At 67.9% G+C, this 23596-nt stretch carries 20 protein-coding genes and 1 pseudogene; 14 read left to right on the top strand and 7 right to left on the bottom strand.

The genetic code is table 11. From position 1 onward, the window contains the following. Positions 1-94: 94 nt before the first annotated feature. Complete coding sequence (locus tag MKL09_RS11750; protein ID WP_244020312.1) at positions 95-1516, top strand: MFS transporter; 1422 nt, start codon at positions 95-97, stop codon at positions 1514-1516. Positions 1517-1666: 150 nt separating this feature from the next. Next, positions 1667-2521, top strand: a complete 855-nt coding sequence (locus tag MKL09_RS11745) for an amidohydrolase family protein (RefSeq protein WP_244020311.1) — start codon at positions 1667-1669, stop codon at positions 2519-2521. 77 nt (positions 2522-2598) lie between these two features. Here MKL09_RS11745 and MKL09_RS11740 read toward each other — a convergent pair whose 3' ends face one another. Next, positions 2599-4647, bottom strand: coding sequence for a methyl-accepting chemotaxis protein (locus tag MKL09_RS11740; protein WP_244020310.1), 2049 nt, complete (start codon positions 4645-4647; stop codon positions 2599-2601). Between the two features lie 97 nt (positions 4648-4744). Continuing rightward, complete coding sequence (locus MKL09_RS11735; protein ID WP_244020399.1) at positions 4745-5128, bottom strand: winged helix-turn-helix transcriptional regulator; 384 nt, start codon at positions 5126-5128, stop codon at positions 4745-4747. Between the two features lie 136 nt (positions 5129-5264). Between MKL09_RS11735 and MKL09_RS11730 the strand changes: the two genes are divergently transcribed. From MKL09_RS11730 to MKL09_RS11710, 5 genes are all read left to right on the top strand, one after another. After that, positions 5265-6299 (top strand): zinc-binding alcohol dehydrogenase family protein, encoded by a 1035-nt coding sequence (locus MKL09_RS11730; protein WP_244020308.1) that lies wholly within the window; start codon positions 5265-5267, stop codon positions 6297-6299. Between the two features lie 10 nt (positions 6300-6309). Next, complete coding sequence (locus tag MKL09_RS11725; RefSeq protein ID WP_244020306.1) at positions 6310-6732, top strand: cupin domain-containing protein; 423 nt, start codon at positions 6310-6312, stop codon at positions 6730-6732. Between the two features lie 471 nt (positions 6733-7203). Next, the gene (gene uvrA / locus MKL09_RS11720) at positions 7204-10191 is read left to right on the top strand and encodes an excinuclease ABC subunit UvrA (protein ID WP_409566924.1); all 2988 of its coding nucleotides are present in this window, start codon (positions 7204-7206) and stop codon (positions 10189-10191) included. 503 nt (positions 10192-10694) lie between these two features. After that, the gene (locus MKL09_RS11715) at positions 10695-11684 is read left to right on the top strand and encodes a transporter (protein ID WP_244020303.1); all 990 of its coding nucleotides are present in this window, start codon (positions 10695-10697) and stop codon (positions 11682-11684) included. 234 nt (positions 11685-11918) lie between these two features. Further along, positions 11919-12488: a fasciclin domain-containing protein gene (locus MKL09_RS11710; RefSeq protein WP_244020302.1), complete on the top strand. Its 570-nt coding sequence runs from the start codon at positions 11919-11921 to the stop codon at positions 12486-12488. 63 nt (positions 12489-12551) lie between these two features. On the opposite strand, the gene MKL09_RS11705 is transcribed toward MKL09_RS11710, so the two are convergent. Both MKL09_RS11705 and MKL09_RS11700 read right to left on the bottom strand, forming a co-directional pair. Next, complete coding sequence (locus MKL09_RS11705) at positions 12552-13286, bottom strand: anti-sigma factor domain-containing protein (protein WP_244020301.1); 735 nt, start codon at positions 13284-13286, stop codon at positions 12552-12554. Next, positions 13283-13846, bottom strand: a complete 564-nt coding sequence (locus MKL09_RS11700; protein ID WP_244020398.1) for a sigma-70 family RNA polymerase sigma factor — start codon at positions 13844-13846, stop codon at positions 13283-13285. The genes MKL09_RS11705 and MKL09_RS11700 overlap by 4 nt, the downstream gene beginning before the upstream one ends. A gap of 299 nt (positions 13847-14145) precedes the next feature. Between MKL09_RS11700 and MKL09_RS11695 the strand changes: the two genes are divergently transcribed. The 6 genes from MKL09_RS11695 to MKL09_RS32195 all read left to right on the top strand — a co-directional run bounded on the left by MKL09_RS11695 (position 14146) and on the right by MKL09_RS32195 (position 20256). Next, positions 14146-15120, top strand: coding sequence for a S1C family serine protease (locus tag MKL09_RS11695; protein ID WP_244020300.1), 975 nt, complete (start codon positions 14146-14148; stop codon positions 15118-15120). Positions 15121-15277: 157 nt separating this feature from the next. Further along, on the top strand, positions 15278-15538 hold the full coding sequence (locus MKL09_RS11690; RefSeq protein WP_244020299.1) for a GCG_CRPN prefix-to-repeats domain-containing protein: 261 nt from the start codon (positions 15278-15280) through the stop codon (positions 15536-15538). Positions 15539-15810: 272 nt separating this feature from the next. Then, positions 15811-15957 (top strand): DUF1127 domain-containing protein, encoded by a 147-nt coding sequence (locus MKL09_RS11685; RefSeq protein ID WP_007566967.1) that lies wholly within the window; start codon positions 15811-15813, stop codon positions 15955-15957. 78 nt (positions 15958-16035) lie between these two features. After that, positions 16036-17460, top strand: a complete 1425-nt coding sequence (gene trmFO, locus MKL09_RS11680; protein WP_244020298.1) for a methylenetetrahydrofolate--tRNA-(uracil(54)-C(5))-methyltransferase (FADH(2)-oxidizing) TrmFO — start codon at positions 16036-16038, stop codon at positions 17458-17460. 646 nt (positions 17461-18106) lie between these two features. Continuing rightward, on the top strand, positions 18107-18913 hold the full coding sequence (locus MKL09_RS11675; protein ID WP_244020297.1) for a glycosyltransferase family A protein: 807 nt from the start codon (positions 18107-18109) through the stop codon (positions 18911-18913). Positions 18914-18993: 80 nt separating this feature from the next. Further along, complete coding sequence (locus MKL09_RS32195) at positions 18994-20256, top strand: glycosyltransferase family 4 protein (protein WP_244020296.1); 1263 nt, start codon at positions 18994-18996, stop codon at positions 20254-20256. A gap of 214 nt (positions 20257-20470) precedes the next feature. On the opposite strand, the gene MKL09_RS11665 is transcribed toward MKL09_RS32195, so the two are convergent. Then, positions 20471-20665: a hypothetical protein gene (locus MKL09_RS11665; RefSeq protein ID WP_244020295.1), complete on the bottom strand. Its 195-nt coding sequence runs from the start codon at positions 20663-20665 to the stop codon at positions 20471-20473. A gap of 125 nt (positions 20666-20790) precedes the next feature. Here MKL09_RS11665 and MKL09_RS11660 point away from each other — a divergent pair, with 125 nt between their 5' ends. After that, complete coding sequence (locus MKL09_RS11660) at positions 20791-21645, top strand: FkbM family methyltransferase (RefSeq protein ID WP_244020294.1); 855 nt, start codon at positions 20791-20793, stop codon at positions 21643-21645. A gap of 106 nt (positions 21646-21751) precedes the next feature. On the opposite strand, the gene MKL09_RS31980 is transcribed toward MKL09_RS11660, so the two are convergent. Continuing rightward, on the bottom strand, positions 21752-22471 hold the full coding sequence (locus MKL09_RS31980; protein WP_279605828.1) for a CatB-related O-acetyltransferase: 720 nt from the start codon (positions 22469-22471) through the stop codon (positions 21752-21754). Further along, positions 22468-23596 (bottom strand): annotated as a pseudogene (locus MKL09_RS11650) (glycosyltransferase); the annotation flags it as partial. The gene MKL09_RS31980 and the pseudogene MKL09_RS11650, both read right to left, overlap by 4 nt.

The following is a 23596-nucleotide window of genomic DNA, read 5'->3' as shown; positions in this document are numbered from 1 at the left end:
CCGCCGCCACGCCTGTTCCGACGGCCGGGTCTGCTGTACCGGGTCGGGCACGGGATCGCGGGCGCCGCGGTCCGGGTGCCGAGGAAGGATCACCGTGCCGCTGGCCGACACAGCTCAGGGAGACGGGCGACCGGTCGTCTCCGACATCGCCGCGCGGCTCGAGCGGCTGCCGATGTCGCGCTACCAGCGCAAGATCTTCGCGGTCATCGCGTCCGCCTGGCTGGTGGACCAGATCGACGTGGCGCTCCTGACCTTCCTGCTCGGCTCGATCGTGGTGGCGTTCGGCTTGAGCCCCACGGAGGCCGGCCAGCTCGCCGCCATGACCTTCGCGGGCCAGCTCGTCGGCAACATCGTCGCCGGCACCGCCTCCGACCGGTTCGGCCGCAAGGCGGTGTTCCAGGTGACCATGGTGGTCTGGGGCCTGGCAAGCCTCGCGGCGGCCACCGCCTGGAGCCTGCCCGTGCTGATGGCCTGCCGGTTCCTGATCGGGGCGGGCGTCGGCGGCGAGGCGCCGGTGGCGCAGGCGATGGTCTCGGAGATCGTTCCCGCCCCCGTGCGCGGCCGATACATCGCGATCCTGGAGGGGTTCTGGGCGGTGGGCTACGTGCTGTCGGGGGCGATCAGCTTCTTCGTGCTGCCCTATCTCGGCTGGCGCTGGGCCTTCGTGGTGGTCGGCCTGCTGTCGCTGGTGGTGCTCGCGGTGCGCCGCTCCATGCCCGAATCGCCCCGCTGGCTCGCCGAATCCGGGCGCCATGCGGAGGCCGAGGCGGTGATGGCCACGATGGAGCGCGCGGTCGAGCGCGCCACCGGCCGGCCCCTCCCCCCGGTCACCCCGCAGATCGCCGCCGCGGTGGCGGAGGCGGTTCCCGCACCCCGGCTGAGCGCGGTGGCGACCCTGTTCGCGCCGGCCTACCGGATGCGCACCGTGATGGCCTTCGGGCTGTGGTTCTTCGCGCTGATCGGCTTCTTCGGGCTCAATTCCTGGATCGCGGTGCTGCTCAAGGAGCGCGGCTTCTCGATCGTCGGATCGGTGGGCTTCGTGACCCTGATCACGCTGGGCGGCATCCCGGGCTTCGCGGCGGCGGCATTGCTGCTGGAGCGGATTGGCCGCAAGCCGACCACGGCCCTGTTCCTGGTCTGCGCCGCGGCCGCGGCCTGGCTGTACGGCAATGCCGGCGGCGAGCCCGTGCTGACCGTCGCCGGCCTCGCGGTGACCGGGCTGTTCGTCGCCGGCTTCGTGATGCAGTTCTTCATGTTCGGCATGTGGAGCTGCCTCTACGCCTACACGCCGGAACTGTACCCGACCCGGGCCCGGGCCACGGGGGCCGGCTTCGCCTCGGCCTTCGGGCGGATCGGCGCCATCCTGGGACCGATGATCGTCCCGGTGCTGGTCCGCGATTACGGCCCGGCCACCGCCTTCCAGGTCGGCGCCGGCGGTTTCCTGATCGCCGCGCTCCTGGTCCTCACCCTCGGGGTCGAGACCCGCGGCAAGGTGCTGGAGGCCGTCTCGCATTGAGCGGACGAGCCGCCGAGTCTTCCAGGCGAGTCTTGCAGGGCTCTGCCCTGCACCCGCACAAGGTCTCGACCTTGTGAATCCATGATCTGATTCGACGATCGACGTTCAGCCCCAGACCTTGCTCACATCACAACCATGGAGTCCCAAAAAATGCCTGTCGTGGACATGCGCAGCCGTCCGACCTTCCTGCACACATTCTTCGGCGCCGAGCCCGATACGCCGGAATTCGGCGTCGCCCGCTGGCTGAACGCCCGGGTCGGCAGCCGCGAGGTCGAGCACTTCACCCGCGGCGCGACGATCGAGGGATTCCGGGCCGAGATGGACGGGGCCGGGATCGACGTCGCCGTGATGGTCGCCCGCTCGGTGCCGGGGGTCCGGATCTCGAACGACGCCCTCGCGCAGGCCGCCGGGCATGACCCGAAGCGGCTGATCGGCATCGCCTCGGTGGATCCGGTGAAGCTCGGCCGCAAGGCCGCTGTGGCGGAGGCCAAGCGCGCCGTGACCGAGCTCGGCTTCAAGGGGATCAACCTCGATGCCGGCTTCTACCGCGAGGGCATGCGGGCGGACGACGAGCGGCTGATGCCGCTCTACGAGCTGTGCGAGAAACTCGCGGTCCCGGCCTTCGTGATGTCCGGCCCCACCACCCCGGACCTGCGCCTCAACGACCCGCTGGCGGTGGACCGGGTCGCCAAAACCTTCCCGAAGCTGCCGATCGTGTGCTGCCACGGGTTCTACCCGCATGTCGCCGAGATGGTGACCGTGGCCTTCCGCAACGAGAACGTGTTCGTCTCTCCGGACATGTACACGTTCGCCCCCGGCGGCGGCCTCTACGTCGAGGCGGCGAACGGCTTCATGAAGGACCAGTTCCTGTTCGGTTCCTCGTTCCCGTTCCGGCCGATGCGCCAGGGCGTCGAGGATTTTCGCGCGCTCGGCCTCTCGGACGACGCCCTGGACGCCGCCCTCTGGCGCAACGCAGACCGCCTGCTCAACCTCGGCCTCGCCTAGGTCGGTCCCGGGATCCCAAAGGGCTCAGCCCTTTGGCGGGGTTCGGGGGCGGAGCCCCTGAGGGTCGTTGGGCGCCCTCAGGCGGCCCGGACGTTGGCCAGAAAATCGCCGACCGCGCCGCGCAGGGCGCTGGCCTGCCGGGCCAGGTCGCTGGCGGCGTCCAGCACCTGGGACGAGCCGTGGCTGGCCATATCCGCCGCGTCGCCCACGCCGGCGATGTGGCTCGAGACCGCGCGGGTATCCTGCGAGGTCTGACCGGTGGTGCGGGCGATCTCGGCGGTGGCCGCGCCCTGCTGCTCGACCATGGCGGCGATCTCGGCCCCGATCCGGGCGAGGTTGCGGATCACCTCGGTGATGCCGCCGATCGACCGGACTGAGGCCTCCGTGGATCCGGTGATCTCGGCGACCTTGGCGGCGATCTCTTCGGTGGCCTTCGCGGTCTGGCCGGCGAGGTTCTTCACCTCCATGGCGACCACCGCGAAGCCGCGGCCGGCCTCCCCGGCCCGGGCCGCCTCGATCGTGGCGTTGAGCGCCAGCAGGTTGGTCTGGCCGGCGATGTCCGAGATCATCGCGACGATCTCCCCGATGCTGCCGGCGGCCTGGGCGAGGCGGCGGACCTCCCCGGCCATGCCGTCCGCGTCCCGGGTGGCCGAGGCCGCGAGGTCGGCCGAGGCCCCGACCTGCACGCCGATCTCCCGGACCGAGGCGGTGAGCTCCTCGGTGGCGGCCGCCACGGTGTCGGCCGAGCGGGCGGCCGAGTCCGCCGCACCGGCCACGGCCCGGCTGAGGTCGGTGGTGTCCTGCGCGGACCGGGCCATGCCGTGGGCGGAGGCCTCCAGCTGCTCGGCCGCCGCCGAGACCGCCTCGACAATGCCGCCGACCTGCTGCTCGAAGCTGTCGGCGAGGCTCAGGGCGGCCGTGCGCTGCGCGGCGGCGGTCTCGGCGGCGAGCCGCTGCTGCGCGGCCCGGGCGAGCCGGCGCTCGGCGACGCTGTCGCGGAACGTGACCGCGGCGCCGGCGATCGCCCGCACCTCGCGCGGCCCCCCGGCGGGAATCGTCAGGTCGGCGCCCGGCTCGTCCCGGCCGATCGCCGTCAGCACTCGGGCCATCCGGACCAGGGGCCGGGCGATGGCCGTGCCCAGCCAGAACGCGAAGCCGACCGAGAGCGCGAACAGGGCGAGCCCGCCCGCGATCCAGGCCGTCAGCATCTCGTCGGCCCGGGCCCGCAGCGCGCCGGCGGCGGAGACCAGGTCGGCGGTCAGCCGGTCCTCGACCCCCTTCAGGGCGTCGATGCGCTGGGTGGCGAGCCGGAACCAGGCCGGCGCGTCGCGGAAGGCGAGAGGCGTGCCCGGCAGCGTCTCCTGTGCGGCCTTGCGCAGGCGCGCCACCTCCCGGGCCGGCTCGGTCGCCTCGGCCTCGTCCAGCAATCTGGCCTGCCCGTCGGTGGCCCCGGCCCGGAACAGGGCGCCGTAGGTCGCCTGATCGGCCGAGAGCGTGGCGAGCCGGCGCGTGGCGGGGAGATCCAGGGTGCCGGAGGCGAACACCGCCGAGGCGGCGGCCCGCTCCTGGCCGGCGGCCTCCTTCATCGCCAGGAACGCCGCGTAGGCGTTCGCCCGGGCCGCGATGCCGGCCTCGCCGATCACCCCGCCCATCGCCCGGACCAGGCCCAGCCCCTCGCCGATCAGGCCGGTGTAGAACGCCACCGCCTGCGGTGCGCTCACGCCGAGGGTGTCGACCTCCCGGCGCTGGGCGGCGAGCCCGGCGAGCACCTTCGCGAAGCCCTCGGCCCGCGCCGCGAAGGCGGGCCCGAACGCGGTCGCCGCCGCCATCGCCTCGGGGAGCCCGGCCAAAGCCGCGTCGGTGCGGCTCCGCTGGGTCGCGAGTTCCGGCCCGAACTGCGCCCCCTTGGCGCCCAGGAACAGGCTGGAGGCGCCGCGCTCGCGCTGACCCTCGTGGACGAAGGCGCTGATCCGCGAGGCGAGGCCGACCAGGGTCTCGACCCGGTCCATCTCGGCGCGCCGCGCCCACTGATCGGACACCGCCCATCCGGCTGCCCCCGCGAAGGCGAGACAAGGCGCGAGCGCCACCGCGAGGATGCGGGCGCGGAGCGAGGAGAGGACGGCCATCGGAACCCGGACTGGTACAGCGTTAACCGTAATGATCCGGCACGGATATAAAAACACCGTTACGGTGCAGGGCCTTGCCGCTGCGTGCGATGCACAATCAGGCGGCAGTCCGAACCGTATCCGCCGCATCCGCCTGCAGGTCGGCCGCGAGTTCGGCATGCCGATCGCCCCATGCCTTCAGCGCGTGGATGACCGGCTCCAGGGACCGGCCCCGCTCGGTCAGGCTGTACTCCACCTTCGGGGGCACCTCGGCGTAGACCTTCCGCGCGATCAGGCCGTCCGCCTCCATCTCGCGCAGCTGGTTCGTCAGCATGCGCTGCGTCACGCTCGCCAGCCGCCGGCGAATCGCGGCGAAGCGCAGGGTCCCTTCCAGCAGGTGGTTGAGGATCACGCCCTTCCACTTGCCGTCGATGAGCCGGAGGGTGGCCTCGACGGCGCAGCCGGGGCTGCACGTGCCGCGATGGTCCCGGATGCGGGGCATGGCGGGAGCCTCGACGGTCTCATCGGATGGTATCATTGGACGGTATCATTCTTGGCACTATCGGCGTTTTATGTGCGTACTTGCGCTCCGTGGAGGCGGACGGCATCTCCTGGCCCGACAGCCGGAGGAGATTGCGATGCGCGCCGTCGGATACAGAAAATCCCTGCCGATCACCGAGGCCGAGGCCCTGGTCGATTTCGATCTGCCCCGGCCCGAGCCCGGACCCCGTGACCTGCTGGTGAAGGTCGAGGCGGTCTCGGTGAACCCGGTCGACACCAAGGTCCGCGTGCGAGCCGAGCCCGAGGCGGGCGGGGTCAAGATTCTGGGCTGGGACGCCGCCGGCACCGTGGTCGCCACGGGTGCGGAGGCCGAGGGCTTTTCCGTCGGGGACGCGGTGTTCTACGCGGGCGACCTCACCCGGCCGGGGACCAACGCCGAATATCATTGCGTCGACGCGCGCATCGTCGGGCACAAGCCCGCCAGCCTCGACTGGGCGCAGGCCGCGGCCCTGCCGCTCACCGCGATCACAGCCTGGGAGGCCCTGTTCGACCGGCTCGACACCGGCAAGTCAGGCACCGGCAAGCCGGTGCCGGGCGCCGCCCTGGCGATCCTGATCGTCGGCGGCGCGGGCGGTGTCGGCTCGGTGGCGATCCAGCTCGCCCGGCAGCTCACCGACCTGACCGTGATCGCCACCGCGTCCCGGCCCGAGACGGCGGCCTGGTGCCGGGATCTCGGCGCCCACCACGTGATCGACCACGCTCGGCCGCTGGCCGCCGAGGTGGCGTCTCTGGGCCTCGGCGCGCCGGGCCTCGTGTTCTCGACCACCAACACCGACGCGCATCTGGCCGAGATCGCCGAGCTGATCGCGCCGCAGGGCCGGTTCGCCCTGATCGACGATCCCGCGCAGCTCGACGTGGCCCTGCTCAAGCGCAAGAGCCTGTCGCTGCACTGGGAGTTCATGTTCACCCGCTCGATGTTCGGCACGTCCGACATCGGCGCCCAGGGCGCGCTCCTCGACGAAATCGCGCGGCTGGTGGATGCGGGGCGCCTGCGCACCACCCTGGGTGAGCATTACGGGCGGATCGACGCCCGGAACCTCCGGCGCGCCCACGCGCTGATCGAGAGCGGGCGGGCCAAGGGCAAGATCGTGCTCGAAGGCTTTTCGCAGTGAGGCGGGCGCCATGACCGAGACCGGCACCGGCCTCTTCGACGTGGCGGCGCTGGCGGCGGCTCTGCCCGACAGCGCGCAGACGCTCCTGGTCGACACCTACCTGACCGACCGGGCGGCGGCGAGCGCCCGGGTGTTCCGGGTCTACCGCCCGACCCCGCCGCACTATCACGCCACCTGCGACGAGTACCTGTACTGCCTGTCGGGACGCGGCACCGTCTGGCTGGGCGACCCCGCGAACCTGACGACGTTCGGCCCCGGCCAGCTCTTGTTCTTCGAGAAGGGCACGGTGCACGCGATGCCGGAGATCGCCCCGGACGAGCCGGTGACGTTCCTGTCGATCGACACCCCGCGGCGGGCGCCCACCGACATCATCTTCGTGAACCCCGAGGACGGCACCCCCGCCACCTTCATGGCGCGCAACGCCGACGCGTGAAGTCCTGGATTCAAAAGGTCCGGGACCTTTTGCGGGTGCAGGGCAGCGCCCTGCTGTCGGGCTTCGCCCGATGATCGGGGCGCCGCCCCGACACCCCGCCAAAGGGCCGCAAGCCCTTTGGAAACCCCGACTTTCCGGCCGCGAAACGACAGGCTTCCGGTGAGCGGTTGCCGGCGTACGCGTTTCGTTCTAGCAAGGGCATCGCATGACGGGCCTGCGTCCCGCCGATCCCACCTTGCCGTCGACCGCTCCGGGCTCGACATGAGCGGGTGCGGCGGCTGACCCGCGCGCAAGCCAGCCCCGACCGCGTCGACGCCTCGAAAGACCGCCGCCCTCATGGCCAAAGCCCAAGCCGGAACCCGAGTCGGACCCCGCGTCGGCGCCAGCAAAGCCGCCCCCAAACCCGCTCCCGTGACGGCGTCTTCGCCCAAAACGCCCGCGAAGACAGCGGCCCCGGCCAAACCCGCGCGTATGAAAAAGGCCGCGTCGCCCGCCTCCCCCCGCACCGACATGCGGAACGAGGCCGCCACCGACGCCAAGCTGGAAGCCCTGTTCGACGCCGCGCAGCCGACCGCCGCCGACCGGCGGGTGATCACGGTCCGGGGCGCCCGGGAGCACAATCTCAAGAACGTCGACCTGACGATCCCCCGGGACAAGCTCGTGGTGTTCACCGGGCTGTCGGGCTCGGGCAAGTCGTCGCTCGCCTTCGACACGATCTACGCCGAGGGGCAGCGCCGCTACGTCGAGTCGCTCTCGGCCTATGCCCGCCAGTTCCTGGAGATGATGTCCAAGCCCGATGTCGACCAGATCGACGGGCTCTCGCCGGCGATCTCCATCGAGCAGAAGACCACCTCGAAAAACCCCCGCTCCACCGTGGGGACGGTGACCGAGATCTACGACTACATGCGCCTGCTCTGGGCGCGGGTCGGCATCCCGTACTCCCCGGCCACCGGCCTGCCGATCGAGAGCCAGACCGTCCAGCAGATGGTCGATCGGGTGCTGGAGCTGCCGGAGAAGAGCCGGCTGTATTTGCTCGCTCCGGTGGTGCGCGGCCGAAAGGGCGAGTACCGCAAGGAAATCGCCGAGTACCAAAAGAAAGGTTTTCAGCGGCTGCGGATCGACGGTGAGTATTACGCGATCGACGACGCGCCCAAGCTCGACAAGAAGTTCAAGCACGACATCGACGTGGTGGTCGACCGGATCGTGGTGCGGGCCGACATCGCCGCGCGGCTGGCCGATTCGTTCGAGACCGCCCTGGAGCTCGCCGACGGCATCAGCGAGATCGTGTTCGCGGACGCCCCCGAGGGCGAGGAGCCCCGGACGATCACGTTCTCGTCGCGCTTCGCCTGCCCGGTCTCGGGCTTCACCATCGCGGAGATCGAGCCGCGGCTGTTCTCGTTCAACAACCCGTTCGGCGCCTGCCCGACCTGCGGCGGCATCGGCCACGAGATGCGGATCGACCCGGAGCTGGTGATCTCGGACGCAGGCCTCAGCCTCAAGCGCGGCGCGATCGGCCCCTGGGCGAAATCGACCTCGCCGTATTACGGCCAGACGCTGGACGCGCTGGCGGAGCATTACGGCTTCAAGACCAGCGTGCCCTGGCAGAGCCTGCCGGAGGCGGCCCGCGCCGTCGTGCTGTACGGCTCCGGCAAGCAGGCGATCCGCTTCGCCTACGACGACGGGTTGCGCAAGTATGCGGTCAACAAGCCGTTCGAGGGCGTGATCCCGAACCTGGAGCGCCGCTACAAGGAAAGCGACTCGGACGCCGTCCGGGAAGAGATCGGCCGCTTCATGAGCGAGACGCCCTGCGCGTCCTGCGGCGGCAAGCGGCTGAAGCCCGAGGCGCTGGCCGTAAAGATCGCCATGGCCGATATCGGCGACGTGACGGCTCTATCCGTTTCGGAAGCCCATCGCTGGTTCTCCGAATTGCCGGAGAAGTTGACGGCCAAGCAAAATGAGATCGCGGTCAGAATTCTAAAAGAAATCCGCGACCGGCTCAGCTTCCTGGTGGATGTCGGCCTCGAATACCTGACGCTGGCCCGCGGCTCCGGCTCTCTGTCGGGGGGCGAGAGCCAGCGCATCCGGCTGGCCTCGCAGATTGGCTCCGGGCTGACCGGCGTGCTCTACGTGCTGGACGAGCCCTCGATCGGTCTGCACCAGCGCGACAACGAGCGGCTGCTCGGCACCCTCAAGCGCCTGCGCGACCTCGGCAATTCGGTGATCGTGGTCGAGCACGACGAGGATGCGATCCTGCAGGCCGACTACGTGGTCGATGTCGGCCCGGGCGCGGGCATCCATGGCGGCGAGATCATCGCCCAGGGCACCCCCGCCGAGGTGCTGGCCAACCCGGCCTCGCTCACGGCCAAGTACCTCACCGGCGCGCTGTCGGTGCGCACGCCCGCTGCGCGTCGAAAAGGCCGGAAGGGCAAGCTTGGGGTGTTCGGCGCCCGGGGCAACAACCTCAAGGACGTGGATATCGAGGTGCCCCTCGGGACCTTCACCTGCATCACCGGCGTCTCGGGCGGCGGCAAGTCCACCCTGGTGATCGACACCCTGTACAAGGCCGTCGCGAAAAAGCTGAACGGGGCGCTGGAGCACCCGGCTCCGTATGACCGGCTCGAGGGGCTGGAGCATCTCGACAAGGTCATCGACATCGACCAGTCGCCGATCGGGCGCACGCCGCGCTCGAACCCGGCCACCTATATCGGCGCGTTCACGCCGATCCGGGACTGGTTCGCGGGCCTGCCCGAGGCCAAGGCCCGCGGCTACCAGCCGGGGCGCTTCTCGTTCAACGTGAAGGGCGGGCGCTGCGAGGCCTGCTCGGGCGACGGCGTCATCAAGATCGAGATGCACTTCCTGCCGGACGTCTACGTCACCTGCGACGTGTGCAAGGGCAAGCGCTACGACCGCGAGACCCTGGAGGTGAAGTACCGCGGCAAGTCTATCGCCGACGTGCTCGATTCCACCGTCGAGGAGGCGGCCGAGCTGTTCAAGGCGGTGCCGGCGATCCGCGAGAAGCTTGAGACCCTGAAGCGCGTCGGCCTGCACTACGTCCATGTCGGCCAGCAGGCGACCACCCTGTCGGGGGGCGAGGCGCAGCGGGTGAAGCTGTCCAAGGAGCTGTCGAAGCGCGCCACGGGCCGCACCCTCTACATCCTCGACGAGCCGACCACCGGGCTGCACTTCCACGACGTGGCCAAGCTCATGGAGGTGCTCCACGAACTGGTCGACCAGGGCAACACGGTCGTGGTGATCGAGCACAACCTGGAAGTGATCAAGACCGCCGACTGGGTGGTCGACATGGGTCCCGAGGGCGGCGACGGCGGCGGCCGGGTTGTGGCGCTCGGCACGCCGGAGGAGATCGCTCGCTCGAAGGCCAGCCATACCGGCCGGTTCCTGCGCGAGGTGCTGGCCCGGCGCCCCGCCCCGCAGACCGGCCGCCGCAGCGCCGCCGAATAGGCGCCAACGCGATCCGGATCGGCAGATTCTGCCGGGTGACGACCGAGATTCCGATCGGGATCGCCGGCAACGGTGGGTGATTCGGAGAGCCGGCGCCCGGTCCGGGCCGTCCGGACCGGGATTTCCGGCCGCCTGCGCCGGACGGGCCTCTGCCCGTTCGCCCGTCCAGGCTTGCCGGATTCTCCCGCGGGGTGGCGCCATCAACAGCTTGACCGTTCAACGATATTTTGCCGGCCAGGGCTCAGATATTCAATCCTGGGGACTGTGTTGCATCGCCGCAAAAATGCGGCTTTTGCGCAACGGTTCGGCCGGTTTTGCCGCTTCGACCAGCATTCCACTGTCATTCCGCAGGTCTCTGTAGAATAGTCAGCAGCGTTGAGACGGGCGGGCTCCGTGGGGGCGCTCGGCAGACCGGAAGCCGGCAGCCGCTGATGGCGAGCAGACCGGCAGGGTAGTGCCGAATGCGGGACGGATGCCTTCAGACCTTGGGAAGGAATGAAACAATGATGAAGAACTGGCTCGCGGCCGGCGCGGTCGCGCTCACGGTCGGCATGACCTCGACGATCGCTCAGGCGCAGACCACGACGGTTCCGGGCGAGCAGGTCGGCCTCGCCATCGGCGCGCCGCTGCCCGAGGGCGTTTACGCGATCAACACCTTCACGTTCCGCCGCACCGACGGCCGGAACGATCCCGATACGGCCGTCAACATCCCGGTGCTGGTCTGGTCGACCCCGCTGGTGCCGTTCGGCGGCCGCGTCGAACTGCTCGTGGCGCCCCCGACCGTGTTCGCGTTCACCCGCAACCCGGCGGGCGTGCGCAATAAGGACATCTCGATCAACGTCGGTACCTTCGTCGGCGGCATCTGGGCGTTTGATCTCGGCAGCAACTTCGGCGTCAGCTTGCTGGGCGGTGCGTACCTGAACGACCTCGACGGTGACCGCGGCTCGATCAATGGCGGTGTCGTTAATGGTCGGGTGGTCGGCACCCCGGTGCTGGGGCAGCTCGCCTCCAACACCTACCGCTTTGGCGTGGCCGGCAGCTACACGGGTGACGGCTACAACATCACTGCCAACCTGACCGCCAACATCTACGACTCGCCCGGCCGCTTCCCCGGCCAGGTCGGCGCCGCTATTGGTCCGCTTCGCATCTCGGACGCCCTGAACTTTGATCTCACGGCGACGAAGAAGTTCGGCAACTTCGAGATCGGCGCCGTCGGCTACGGCACCTACAACTTCGACATCAGCCAGGCTAGCTTGGCAGCCAATAACCGGGGCAGGTTCGCCCTGGGTGGTCTAATCGGCTACGACTTCAAGGTCTTCACCGTGCAGGCCTACATCGCCCGCGACGTGGTCACCGGCGCGCAGATCGCCGCGACGCCGTTCAGCCGCGCCCGCAGCGACTATTCGACGGACGGCTGGCTGCGCCTGATCGTGCCGCTGTACTCGCCGGCGCCCGCCTCGCCGGTCCCGACCGCCCTGGTCCGCAAGTATTGATCGACCGCAATACCGGTCTCCCGCCGCCAAGGCGGCGGGGGCTCCCGGCTCTCCACGACACCGTCCGCCCGGACGGCGAACCGCCCGGCCTCCGCCGGGCGGTTTTTTCATGTCCGGCCCGGACCGGGGCCGATCGTCAGATCCTGTGAAACCTTTCCGCCCGAGGCCCCGTAAGCGGCCACGCAATCCCGAGCACAGCGCGATCACGGGATGCCTGACGGAAGGAAACACAAGATGCTCAACGCTCTCAGCGGCCGGCGCGCGGCCCGGGCCGTCGCCTTCGCTCTCGCCCTCGGTCTGGGCGCCACCGGCGCGGCCCAGGCCAAGAACCCGATGGTCGGCGGCGCGCCGATGTACGCCAACAAGACGATCGTCGAGAACGCGGTCAACTCAAAGGACCACACCACGCTGGTCGCCGCCGTGAAGGCCGCGGGCCTCGTCGACACGCTGAGCGGCCCCGGCCCGTTCACGGTGTTCGCGCCCACCAACGCCGCCTTCGCCAAGCTGCCGCCGGGCACGGTCGAGAGCCTCGTGCAGCCGCAGAACAAGCCGACGCTGACCAAGATCCTGACCTACCATGTGGTCCCGGGCGTCTACACCGCCCAGGATCTGGTGGCGCTCGTCAAGAAGGGCGGCGGCCAGGGCCAGCTCACCACGGTGGAGGGCGAGCCGCTCGCCGTGGCGGTGCAGGGCAAGAAGGTCCTGATCACCGACGTGAAGGGCGGCACCGCCACGGTGACGATCCCGAACGTGATGCAGTCGAACGGCGTGATCCACGTGATCAACGCCGTGCTGACGCCCTGATCCGGCTTTCGTGACCTGACGGCCCGCGGTGCCGCTCCGGCGCCGCGGGCTCCTCCGGGGTCCCTACTCGGCGATCATCTTGCCGGTATAGACCACCGGTCCCGTGGGCTGGCCGCTCGGCGAGCCGCCCGGCGGCTCCACGGAGACCGCCAGCACCCCGTCCGGCGCCGCGCCCTGCGGCAGGCTCACCCGGCTCGCCGCGGCCCCGATGAGGCCGAGCGGCTTCGGCCCCTCGGCGCCGACATACCACAGCTCCAGGCTCCGTCCCGCGGGCGCCTCGGCCCCGACCGGCCGGACCTGGGCGGTCCCGGTGCGGGTGTCGACGCGCACGATCAGCGCCGGCAGCGCACCGCCGCCCTGGACCACCGCGAGGTAGCGGCCGCCCTCCGATTCCGGCCGCGACCCGACCGCCACGAACAAAGCCAGCCCGGCCGCCAGCAGCCCGGCCCCCGCGGTGGCGATCCGCCAGCGCCGGACCTGCCGGCGCAGATGGGCGAAGGGATCGTGGGCGAGCGGATCGGGCGATCCGCCGGACCCGGCCGGCAGCGCCCGCAGCAGGGCCGCGCGCACCCGCGGCGACGGCACCACCGAGGGGATCGCGGACAGCAGGGGCGCCAGCCGCCGCTCCCAGGCCCGGACCCGGCCCGCCGCTTCGGCATCGGTGGCCAGCACGCGCGCCATCGCGGCCCGCTCCCCCGGGTCGAGGGTGCCGAGCACGTACTCGGCCGCGCGCAGGTCGGGATCCGGGCCGGGATCCGAGCCGAAGTCCCCCGTGAGGTCGCCGGGACCGCCGCTCACGAGACCGACTCCAGGCAGGTCTTCAGGGACGCGAGCGCCCGGTGCAGCCAGGTCTTGATCGTGTTGACCGGCCGGTCGTAGCGCTGGGCCAGCTCCTCCCGGGAGCGGCCCTCGCAATAGGCCAGCACCACGCAATCCCGGTGCGCCGGCTCCAGCCGGCCCAGGCAGGCTCCGAGCGCGTCCCGGTCCAGGAACGCCGCGGCGTCGTCGTGCGGGTCCATCAGCCGCGCCACCCAATCCTCGCCATCGTCCCGCACCGGTCCCTGAACCTCGGCCGCTCCCTTCCGGCGCAGGCCGTCGATCGCCCGGTTGCGGGCGATCGTGCACAGCCAGGCCAGCGGGCGTCCGGCCTCGGGGTCGTAGCTCCCGGCCGCCTGCCAGATCCGTAGATACGCGTCTTGAAGGATGTCCTCGGCGAGCGACCGGTCGCGCTGGATACGCAGGATCACGCCGAAGAGTTTCGGGCTGGTCAGGTCGTAGAGTTCGGCCAGGGCCGCTGAGTCGCCGCGCCCGATCTCGGCCAGGAGGCGCCGCAGCCGCGCCTCGTCGGTGCCGAGCAGTCCCGGCGCTGGCCCCCGGTCCGGGGATGCGCCCCCGGCAAAGATCGGTCCGGCCAAGATCCGTTCCCGCGCCTGCGCGCCGTTCCCCTGCCGGCCACGCTCCCGTAAGATAGCTCTAAGCGCCCCCGCGCGTCCTGTCACATCGCCGGCCCCGCGCAGGATCTTCGACGTATCGTCGGCTCAGCGATTCGCGCGCGGCGCCGCGCCACGGGTGTCGCAGGCGGTGCGGACTGCCTATCTAAGTCCGATTTCGCGCGTCCGGCGGCGTCGGAGCAGAGCGAACGAGTCGAAGGAATCCCATGGCGACGCAGGGCGAGTGGAAGATCCCCGCGCAGGCCCAGCCCAGGCCTGCCGATTACGGCTACGATCTCGATCGGGCGCTCTCGTCGGTCCTCGCCCTGTCGGCGCGGGTGCCGGAGAGCGCCTTCACGGCCGAGACCCTCGGCACCGAGCGCGCCGGCAACGGCGTGGTGATCCGGGAGGACGGGCTGGTGCTGACCGTCGGCTACCTGGTCACGGAGGCCGAGAGCGTCTGGCTCACCACCCGGGAGGGCCGCTCGGTGCAGGGCCACGTGCTCGGCTTCGATGCCGCGACCGGATTCGGCCTGGTCCAGGCGCTGGGGGATCTCGGGGTTCCGGCCCTGCCGCTCGGCCGCTCGGCCGGGCTGAAGACCGGCGACCGGGCGGTGGTGGCGGGCGCGGGCGGGCGCCAGCGCTGCGTCGCGGTCGAGGTCGTCGCCCGGCAGGAATTCGCCGGGTACTGGGAGTATGTCCTCGACGAGGCGCTGTTCACCGCCCCGGCCCACCCCCATTGGGGCGGCACCGCGCTGATCGGGGCGCAGGGCGAGCTGCTCGGCATCGGCTCCCTGCAATTGCAGCAGGGCGGCAGCAGCAATGCCCGCCCGATCAACATGGTAGTGCCGATCGACCTGCTGCCGCCGATCCTCGACGACCTGGCCACGCGCGGGCGCGCCAACCGGCCGCCGCGGCCCTGGCTCGGCCTCTACGCCACCGAGAGCGAGGAGGGCATCGTCGTGATGGGGCTCGCCGATGGCGGCCCGGCCGAGACTGGCGGCCTGCGCAGCGGCGACGTGATCGAGGCCGTGGCCGGCGAGCCGGTCCCGGACCTCGCCGCCCTGTTCCGCAGCATCTGGGCGCTCGGCGAGGCCGGCGTCCGGGTTCCGCTCACCGTGCGCCGCGACGGCCGCAGCGTGAAGCTCGCCCTGGTCTCGGCGGACCGGGAGCGGTTCCTGCGCACGCCCTCGCTGCACTGACAGGCACCTGCGAAACCGTCGCCGCCGCGGCTGCGTTTCCCGGATGCCGACGCGAGCCTGCACCGGATACAACCCCAGGCTCAGCGTCGGTTCAGGTGGCGGGGCCGACTCTCTCTCGACCGGCGCCGATCCGCCGGACGCTTCGAGGAGATCTGTCATGGCGATTCTGAGCGCACCGCGCGCGAAGGCACTCGTTATGGCCGCCGCGATCGCCGGCGGCCTCGGGCTCGCGGGCTCCGCCCAGGCGGCGGGCGGCTGCGGCCCGGGCTTCCACCCGAACCCCTGGGGCCTCTGCCGCCCGAACTGGGGCCCTCGCCCCTATTGGCGCCGGCCGGTCTATTACGGCGGCTACGGCTATGTCCGGCCGCGGCCGTTTTACCGGCCCTACGGCTTCTACGGCCCGCGCCCGTTCTACTGAGCGATCGAGTTCGATCCACGCTGCGAAGGGCGTCCTGCCGGCCGGTGGGGCGCCCTTCGCGCGTTCAGGCCGGCTCGCGGCATGCGCACAAAGAATGACCACCCCGTAAGGTTGCCGATTTCTTAAGCCGACCATGCGGCCCGTGCAGATCAGATCCTTGACCTTATGACTCCTGCTGCGCCGCGGCAGGTTTATATGTGCGTTGCACCAACAAGAGGCAGCGATGCGCAACGGCGCGCCATCCACTGCCTGAACAGAGGTCAATGAACTCCATGTCCGCCGCTCGTAGCGTCCTGAGTCGCGTCCGCGCCTATCTCCGGTACCGCGACACCGTTTCCCAGCTCTCCCGCCTCTCGGATCGCGACCTTGCCGATCTCGGCATCAACCGCAGCGAGATCCACGGCATCGCCCGCGTCTGATCTCCTCGAACGATCGCGATTCGACTCAAAGGACCGCCGCCCGTTGATCCGGGCGACGGTCCTTCGCTATTCTCGGGCATGACACAGACCCTTCACATCATCGGCGGCGGGCTGGCGGGATCCGAGGCGGCCTGGCAGGTGGCCGAGGCCGGCCATCGCGCCGTGATCCACGAGATGCGCCCGGTGCGCGGCACCGAGGCCCACCAGACCGACGGCCTGGCCGAGCTCGTCTGCTCGAACTCGTTCCGCTCCGACGACCCGGAGAGCAACGCCGTCGGCCTGCTGCACCAGGAGATGCGCTCCTTAAGCTCGCTGATCATGCGGGCGGCCGACGCCAACCAGGTGCCGGCGGGGGGCGCGCTCGCGGTCGACCGCGAGGGTTTTTCCGCCACGGTGACCCGGACCCTGGAACAGCACCCCAACGTCACGCTCGTGCGCGGCGAGGTCGAGGGCCTGCCCCCGGAGGAGTGGGGGCCCTGCATCGTCGCCACCGGCCCGCTGACCGCCCCGGCGCTCGCCGAGGGCATCCGGGCGCTCACCGGCGCCGAGTCGCTCGCGTTCTTCGACGCCATCGCGCCGATCGTCCATCGCGACTCGATCGACATGGACGTGGCGTGGTTCCAGTCCCGCTACGACAAGCCCGGCCCCGGCGGCACGGGCGCCGACTATCTCAACTGCCCGATGGACCGGGCGCAGTACGACGCCTTCGTGGCCGCCCTGGTGGCGGGCGAGAAGATCGGGTTCAAGCAGTGGGAGGGCACGCCGTATTTCGACGGCTGCCTGCCGATCGAGGTGATGGCCGAGCGCGGCCCCGAGACCCTGCGGCACGGCCCGATGAAGCCCGTGGGGCTCACCAACCCGCGCGACCCCCAGGTCAAGGCCTGCGCGATCGTGCAGCTGCGCCAGGACAACGCGTTGGGCACCCTCTACAACATGGTCGGCTTCCAGACGAAGCTGACCTATGCCGAGCAGGTCCGGATCTTTCGCACCATCCCCGGGCTTGAGCGGGCCGAGTTCGCGCGGCTCGGCGGCCTGCACCGCAACACCTATCTCGACAGCCCGCGCCTGCTCGACACCACCCTCCGGCTGAAGGCCCGGCCCACCTTGCGCTTCGCCGGCCAGATCACCGGCTGCGAGGGCTATGTCGAGAGCGCGGCAATCGGGCTGATGGCCGGCCGCTTCGCGGTGGCCGAGGCGGCGGGCCGGCCGCTCAGCCCCCTGCCCCAGACCACGGCGCTGGGCGCCCTCATCGCCCACATCACCGGCGGCCATGTCGCGGCCGACGGCGAGGCCAACGCCCCGCGCTCGTTCCAGCCGATGAACGTCAATTTCGGCCTGTTCCCGCCCCTGGCCCAGGCCCCCCGCAACGAGACCGGCCGCCGCCTGCGCGGGCCCGAGAAGGCCGTGCTGAAGCGGCGGGCGCTCACCGATCGCGCCCGGGCCGACCTCGCCGGCTGGATGGCGGGTGGGCCTGTGGCGGAGTGGCGGCCCGCGGCGGAATAGACGGCATCATTCTCGATCAGTGCGGCAAAAGGACAGGCTGTCGGTGGTCACATTCGACCAGAGGCCCTGAACGAGCGACTGTGCACATGCGGTATCGCTGACGGATGCGCACAAGGATGAGCTGAAGTCACGATAATTCCATGAAGACGAGACTCATCATAACGGGGGCGGGTCTGCGAGGTGTGATAAAACGCTCGTCTATGATGTATTTTGAATCGATAACCGAAGTTTTTCAATATCATTTATTATAAATTGTATTTTATTAAGTACGTATTTAAACGCTCTCAAATGAAGGTCGTCGAACTGGTAATATACCAGTTCGTTCAGGCGATATTTTGCGTTGAGGAATCGCCAGTATGATAAGTTCATGATCTTAGATTGCGTGAGCTGAATTTTTTAACGGTAAATTTGAGGCGCGTTGACACGGCCAGCAGAAAAATATGATACATCGTAATGAGTGCGACCATTCCGCATGAGCAACTACCTGCATCCAATATTGAACATTGATCGATAATGGACTTGATATCATGATATTTGTAAGATAATGCGTCTTTGTTTTGGCTAATAATATTGACAAATCGCAGACAATATTTTCATCGAATCTTTTCAATCTGAGTGCTGCAAAATTTTACGGTTTGGATTCGGAATGATCTCAAAGAAAATTCCAGTCGGCGTGATTATACCGTCCCGACTGCAGCAGATTGGTCCCAATGACTATTTTCTGGAGCGAGCAATTGCGAGCGCCTTGGCTCAGACGATCGTTGCAGAGGATCGCGTCTCGCTTACCTTCATCATCGGAATCGATGCAGGCGCGAGCATCCCTCCCCGGCTCGCGGAGCGGAGCGACATCGTCTGGGCTCAAAGTGATACATCCTCACAGGTCGGCGCCCTGAATGCCGGAATTGATGCCGCGGGAGATCGTTTCGACTACATCGCGTTCCTTGAGGACGATGATCGTTGGGATTCACAATACCTGGCCTTGAGCCTAGGTGTCCTAGATGGATACGGCTTTGTCTCGACGACTCAGCTCGAGGTCGACGAGCATGGCCAAATCGTCCGCATCAACGATTTTCCGACTCCGTCGGGCTGGATGATGCCATTCGACACCCTCCGGCGGGTCGGACGCTTCGATCCGGCCATGCGCTGGCATCTCGACAATGAGTGGCTCGGCCGACTGGGCGAAAGCGGCATCAAGCGCTGCCATCTCGTCGATGCGATGGCGCCGAACAGCCTCGCGCTGGCGGAACAGGTGCGCCCCTGGCTTGCCAATGTCGTGCGCTTTGGGGGAGACAAGGTAGACGTTCAGCGGCACACGATGTTGGCTCCGCTAGTCATCCGCTTGGTGCATTCCCGCTCCGGCACGGCCCAAATCGCTGTCGATCCGATCCTTAGACAACAAAGCCAAACAGAATACACGACGCTCATCCAGCGGTACGGTCGCATTCCCTGGTGAGACAGCCCCAGGCAAGGTTACGGCCCGATGAGGTGAAAGCCCGGAAATATTGAGCGGGCTCCTCAAAGGGATTTCGAGCCGTGGCCGAACAGCTCCATGTCGCAATTGATGCGCGCGCCTCTCTCGGAGCGGCCGGCGGCGTGGCCGAAGTCACACGCAGTCTGGTAACGCATCTTCATCACCTCCCGGCCGATGACTTTCGCTTCTCGCTGATTGTGAACGCGGGGGCACGCGACGACCTCCGTGCCATCATGCCGGATCATTGCGATCTGCTGCCGCTGGATACCAACTCCCGACCCATGCGCGAGCGCGAGTTCAGGCTGGCCGGCACGCCGTTGGCCAAGCGGAAGTTCAATTTTCAGGACGAGACCACGAATTTTCGGATACGATTCCATGACGCTACCGGCCCGCTCCGAGCCGCAGGTGTGGAAGTGGTGCACGCCCTGTCGCAATTCGCGATCGATTCAGATCTGCCGTTCCTGTATCATCCACACGATCTCCAGCATCTCCACCTGCCGCAATTCTTTTCAGAAGAAGAACTTGAGCAGCGCGAAGTTGAATATCAGTATTTCTGTAACTCAGCGACGTTAGTTCCGGTAGCATCGCACTGGATTGCCAATGATGTTCACCGGCAATACCGTGTGCCGTTCGAAAAAATGCCGATCATTCCGTTCGCACCGCCCGCCGCCGACCGGACGCCGCCAACGCCTGCCGAAGTGCGGGCCATCTGTGACCGCCTGCGGCTTCAGCCGGATGGCTTCCTGCTCTATCCGGCGGCCGGCTGGGAGCACAAGAATCACATCCAGCTGGTGGAAGCCGCTGCGCTGTTGCGCGCTCAAGGCCTGGAGGCACCCCTCATGGTCTTTACAGGGGCGTTTGTGCCCTTCTCATTGCGCGTGCTTGAGCGGGCAGCGGAGTTAAATGTGACCGATTGCATCCGATGGGCGGGTTACATCGACCATCGCGATTTGGTTTTGCTCTACCACCTTGCCCGTGGCGTCCTCGTGCCGACGAAGTTCGAGGCGACCAGTTGCCCAATCTATGAGGCCTTTGCGTTCGGTTGCCCTGTCGCCTGCTCCACCGCCACGTCGCTGCCGGCGCAGACCGCTGGCGGTGCGTTGCTGTTTGATCCCGATAGCAGCGGTGACATAGCTATCGCCATCTTCAAGCTGTGGTCGGAGGCTTCCTTGCGTGACCAACTCGCCGCTCGCGGGCGAGAGGTTGTGGCCGAGCACACCTGGGAGTCGGTGGTGCGTCGTTTCGGTGTTCTCTATCGCAAGGCCGCCGGTCGGCCACTGAGCAAGGCGGACGAAACCCTGCTCGCTACTGGGCCGACCGTTTGAGAGTCTGTTTGACTGGGCCGATCCCGGCCTCGACCTCAAGTGGACTAAAATTTATTATACTATGACCATCTGATGCGCCTCGTGGGAACCATAGCGACGCGCCAAAACGAAGTCCGTGCGTCGGATTCGCGAAATCGTCTAAGATCTGAGCGGGCCAGCCGCCGACGCGCTGGTGGTGGCGTTCGCGCGGTTCGCTGTCGAGGGAGATGGATCCTCAGCCCCCCGGCACGAGCGATTGGATCGGAATCAGGTCCGGGCGGTATTCCTGCATCCCGCCGGCGATCCGCTCCTCGACGGCGTCGAGGAATTTTTCCGGGTCGGTGATCGAGCACTGGCGCAGGTCCCAGAAGGCGTAGCGCCACCAACGCACCGCCAAGTAGCGCTCTATCCACGCGTCGGGGAACCGCATCCACACCGCTTTAGTGAACGCAGCGATCTAAAGAGCGGAGAAGCAACATGCTAAATCGAAGTCAAATGCTTAAATCACCAAATCTTACTGAGCCGCTTAGTCGCGACTTGCGATCTCGTATAGAAATGACCGTTAACTGCCAGGACGCTGCAGCAATTCCCAAGGTTTCTGAAGCTGGATGTGTGGTTTATCGAAATGAGAACGAAGTTCAAATTATGCACAATGGTGTGCAGGTCATTTCAGGCGGATATTGTGGGGCGTGGATGACAGAAATCATTCACCGACTGCGCGGACACCATGAGCCCCAGGAGGAGATTGTTTTTCAAGAAATCGTGAATTTGATGCCAGACTCTCCAAAGATGATTGAGCTTGGCTGTAATTGGGCATACTATTCTCTATGGATGCTGCAAGAACGTCCACAAGCAACTGTAATTGGAGTCGAGCCTGATCCGAAGCATCTCGACCTTGGACGACGTAACGCGGCCTTGAACGGCAGATCAATATCGTTTGTCAATGCGTCCGTTGGTGCTCAGGCCATACAATGGAGGTTGTTTCAAACCGAGACGATGGGTGTAATTTCAATACCCCAGGTATGCGTTCCTCAATTGATGGCGGAAGCGGGTTTGGCAGAAATAGATGTTTTGCATTGTGACATACAAGGCGCCGAAACGGAGGTTTTGAATTCCTGCCGCTCGCTCTTTGAGGCCGGCGCGATCCGGTTTTGCATCGTGTCAACCCATCACCACTCTATTTCTGGCGACCCTCTCACGCATCAGAGATGTCTCAAAATCATTGAAGAGGCGGGAGGCAATCTATTGACTGAGCACAATGTGGCGGAAAGTTTTAGTGGAGACGGATTGATCGCCGCGTATTTTGGGAAAGAGTCATTGCGTTTTCCAAAAATAAATATGAGCTATAATAGATCGGGCAAAGGATTATTCCGTGATCCTTTATTCGATCTGGCAGAAATGTGCCGATGAATTAGGGTCTGAAGTGTGTTTGTCGATGATGGCCTCTGCTTCAGCGATCCGCGTGAACGCCGCCACCGCGCCGGTCGCGCGGTTCGCCGACGCGGAAGCGTGAGCCTCAGGCGCCCGGGATCAGCGATTGGATCGGGATCAGGTCCGGGCGGTACTCCTGCATCCCACCGGCGATCCGCTCCTCGACGGCGTTGAGGAATTTCTCTGGGTCGGTGATCGAGCACTGGCGCAGGTCCCAGAAGGCGTAGCGCCACCAGCGCACCGCCAGGTAGCGCTCGATCAGTGTGTCGGGGAAGCGCATCTTCACCACCCGGGCCGGGCTGCCGGCGACGATCGCGTAGGGCGGCACGTCCTTGGTCACCACCGCCATGGCGCCGATGATCGCCCCGTCGCCGATGGTGATGTCGGGCATCAGGAAGGCGCCATGGCCGATATAGACGTCGTTGCCGATGCGCACGCGCTTGGGCCACAGATAGGGGCCGCAGATCTCGTAATCCTCGGCGCGCGGGTCGAGCCGGTCGAACACCGCCGAATGGTGCGTGTAGAACAGCGGCGAGGTCGAGCCGCAATGGACCGGGTGGCTGCCGCGCCCGACCTGCACGCTCTCGCCGATCGAGCAGTACCGGGCGATGTCGGCGCCGAAATAATAGCCGCTCACCGCGTACGAGAACGCCCCCATGGTCAGGCAGTAATCGATCCCCATCCACTTGATGCTGCACGGCGGCTCGAAGGTGCAATCCTCCGGCAGGCCGAACGGGGCCGGGTGCAGCACCGAGATGCCGCGCCGGAGCATCTCCTGCTTCATGTCCTCGTTGACGGAGATCATGCGGCGTCCTCGTCGAGTGGGTTTTGCGTCCCGGCCGGATGCAGGTCCAGGACGTAGTAGTCGCGCATCAGGTCGTCGTATTCGGCCGCCTGGATTGGCACCGACAGTTCCCCGGCGGCCGAGATGTCGATCGCCAGCAGCCGGTCGTTGAAGGCGGCCGGGTCGCTCAGGAGGGCGTAGGGCAGGACGTGGCCGTTCGGGTAGGCGCGCAGGCGGTCGCCCTGGGCGCCGAGGTCGAAGGCGACCACCGGCAGGCCGGTCCGCAGCCCCAGCGTCAGGGCATACGAGTAGGTCTCAGGCCAGATCGCCGGCAGCAGGACCAGGTCGGCCGAGACCCGCCAGACGAGGTCGAGCGCCTCGTCGTCGCCGGTGTAGCGGCCGGTCTGGCTCACCCCGGCCCGCTCCAGGCCGCCCGCCAGCGCCGGGTCCGAAAACCCCACGATCGCGAACCGCAGCGGCAGCTTGCGGTCCTGCGCGTCGGTGGCCAGCGCCTGCAGGAACAGGCCGCCCTTGGTCGCGCTGATCGCGCCGAGCACCGCGACCCGGCGCACGCGCCCCGGCCGGCGCAGGGCGGTGGACCGTACGCTCCGGTCGGGCTCGACATGCGGCCGCACCGTGATCGCCAGCTCCGGGTACACCCCGCCGATCCGATCCGCCGTGTCGGCGGACGGCGCGAACACCCGCGCCGCCCCGGCCAGGAACCGCCCGAACGTCGCCCGGCGCTCGCCCGGGTCCGGCTCCTCGTAGCCGTCCGCGTCCGAGGCCAGGCAATCCCGGCACACGGGCACCGGCGCCAAGCCGCAGTAACGGCCGTCCGGCATCACCAGGTGGTTGCGGTGGCACACCGGCGAGAAGTCGTGCAGCGTCCAGGCATAGGGCCGGCCCGAGCCCGATACGAGGTCCATCAGCGCGCGGGCCGCATTCCAGCGCAGCCCCGCCAGCGAGTGCACGTGGATCAGGAGCGGCGCCAGCTGCGCGATGAACGCGGCGACCGCGTCGGCGTCGCGGGGCAGGTACAGGCTGTCCAGGCTCGGCAGGTACACGAACTCCCGGCTGCGATACGAGACGTTGACCTGGATGTTCCGGGCCCGGTCGACCGAGAGCAGCACCACGGCCGTGCCCTCG

Origin of the sequence: Methylobacterium sp. J-048, from assembly GCF_022829515.1 — a bacterium.
GTDB lineage: Bacteria > Pseudomonadota > Alphaproteobacteria > Rhizobiales > Beijerinckiaceae > Methylobacterium.
This window is presented reverse-complemented; position numbering and strand designations above follow the sequence as displayed.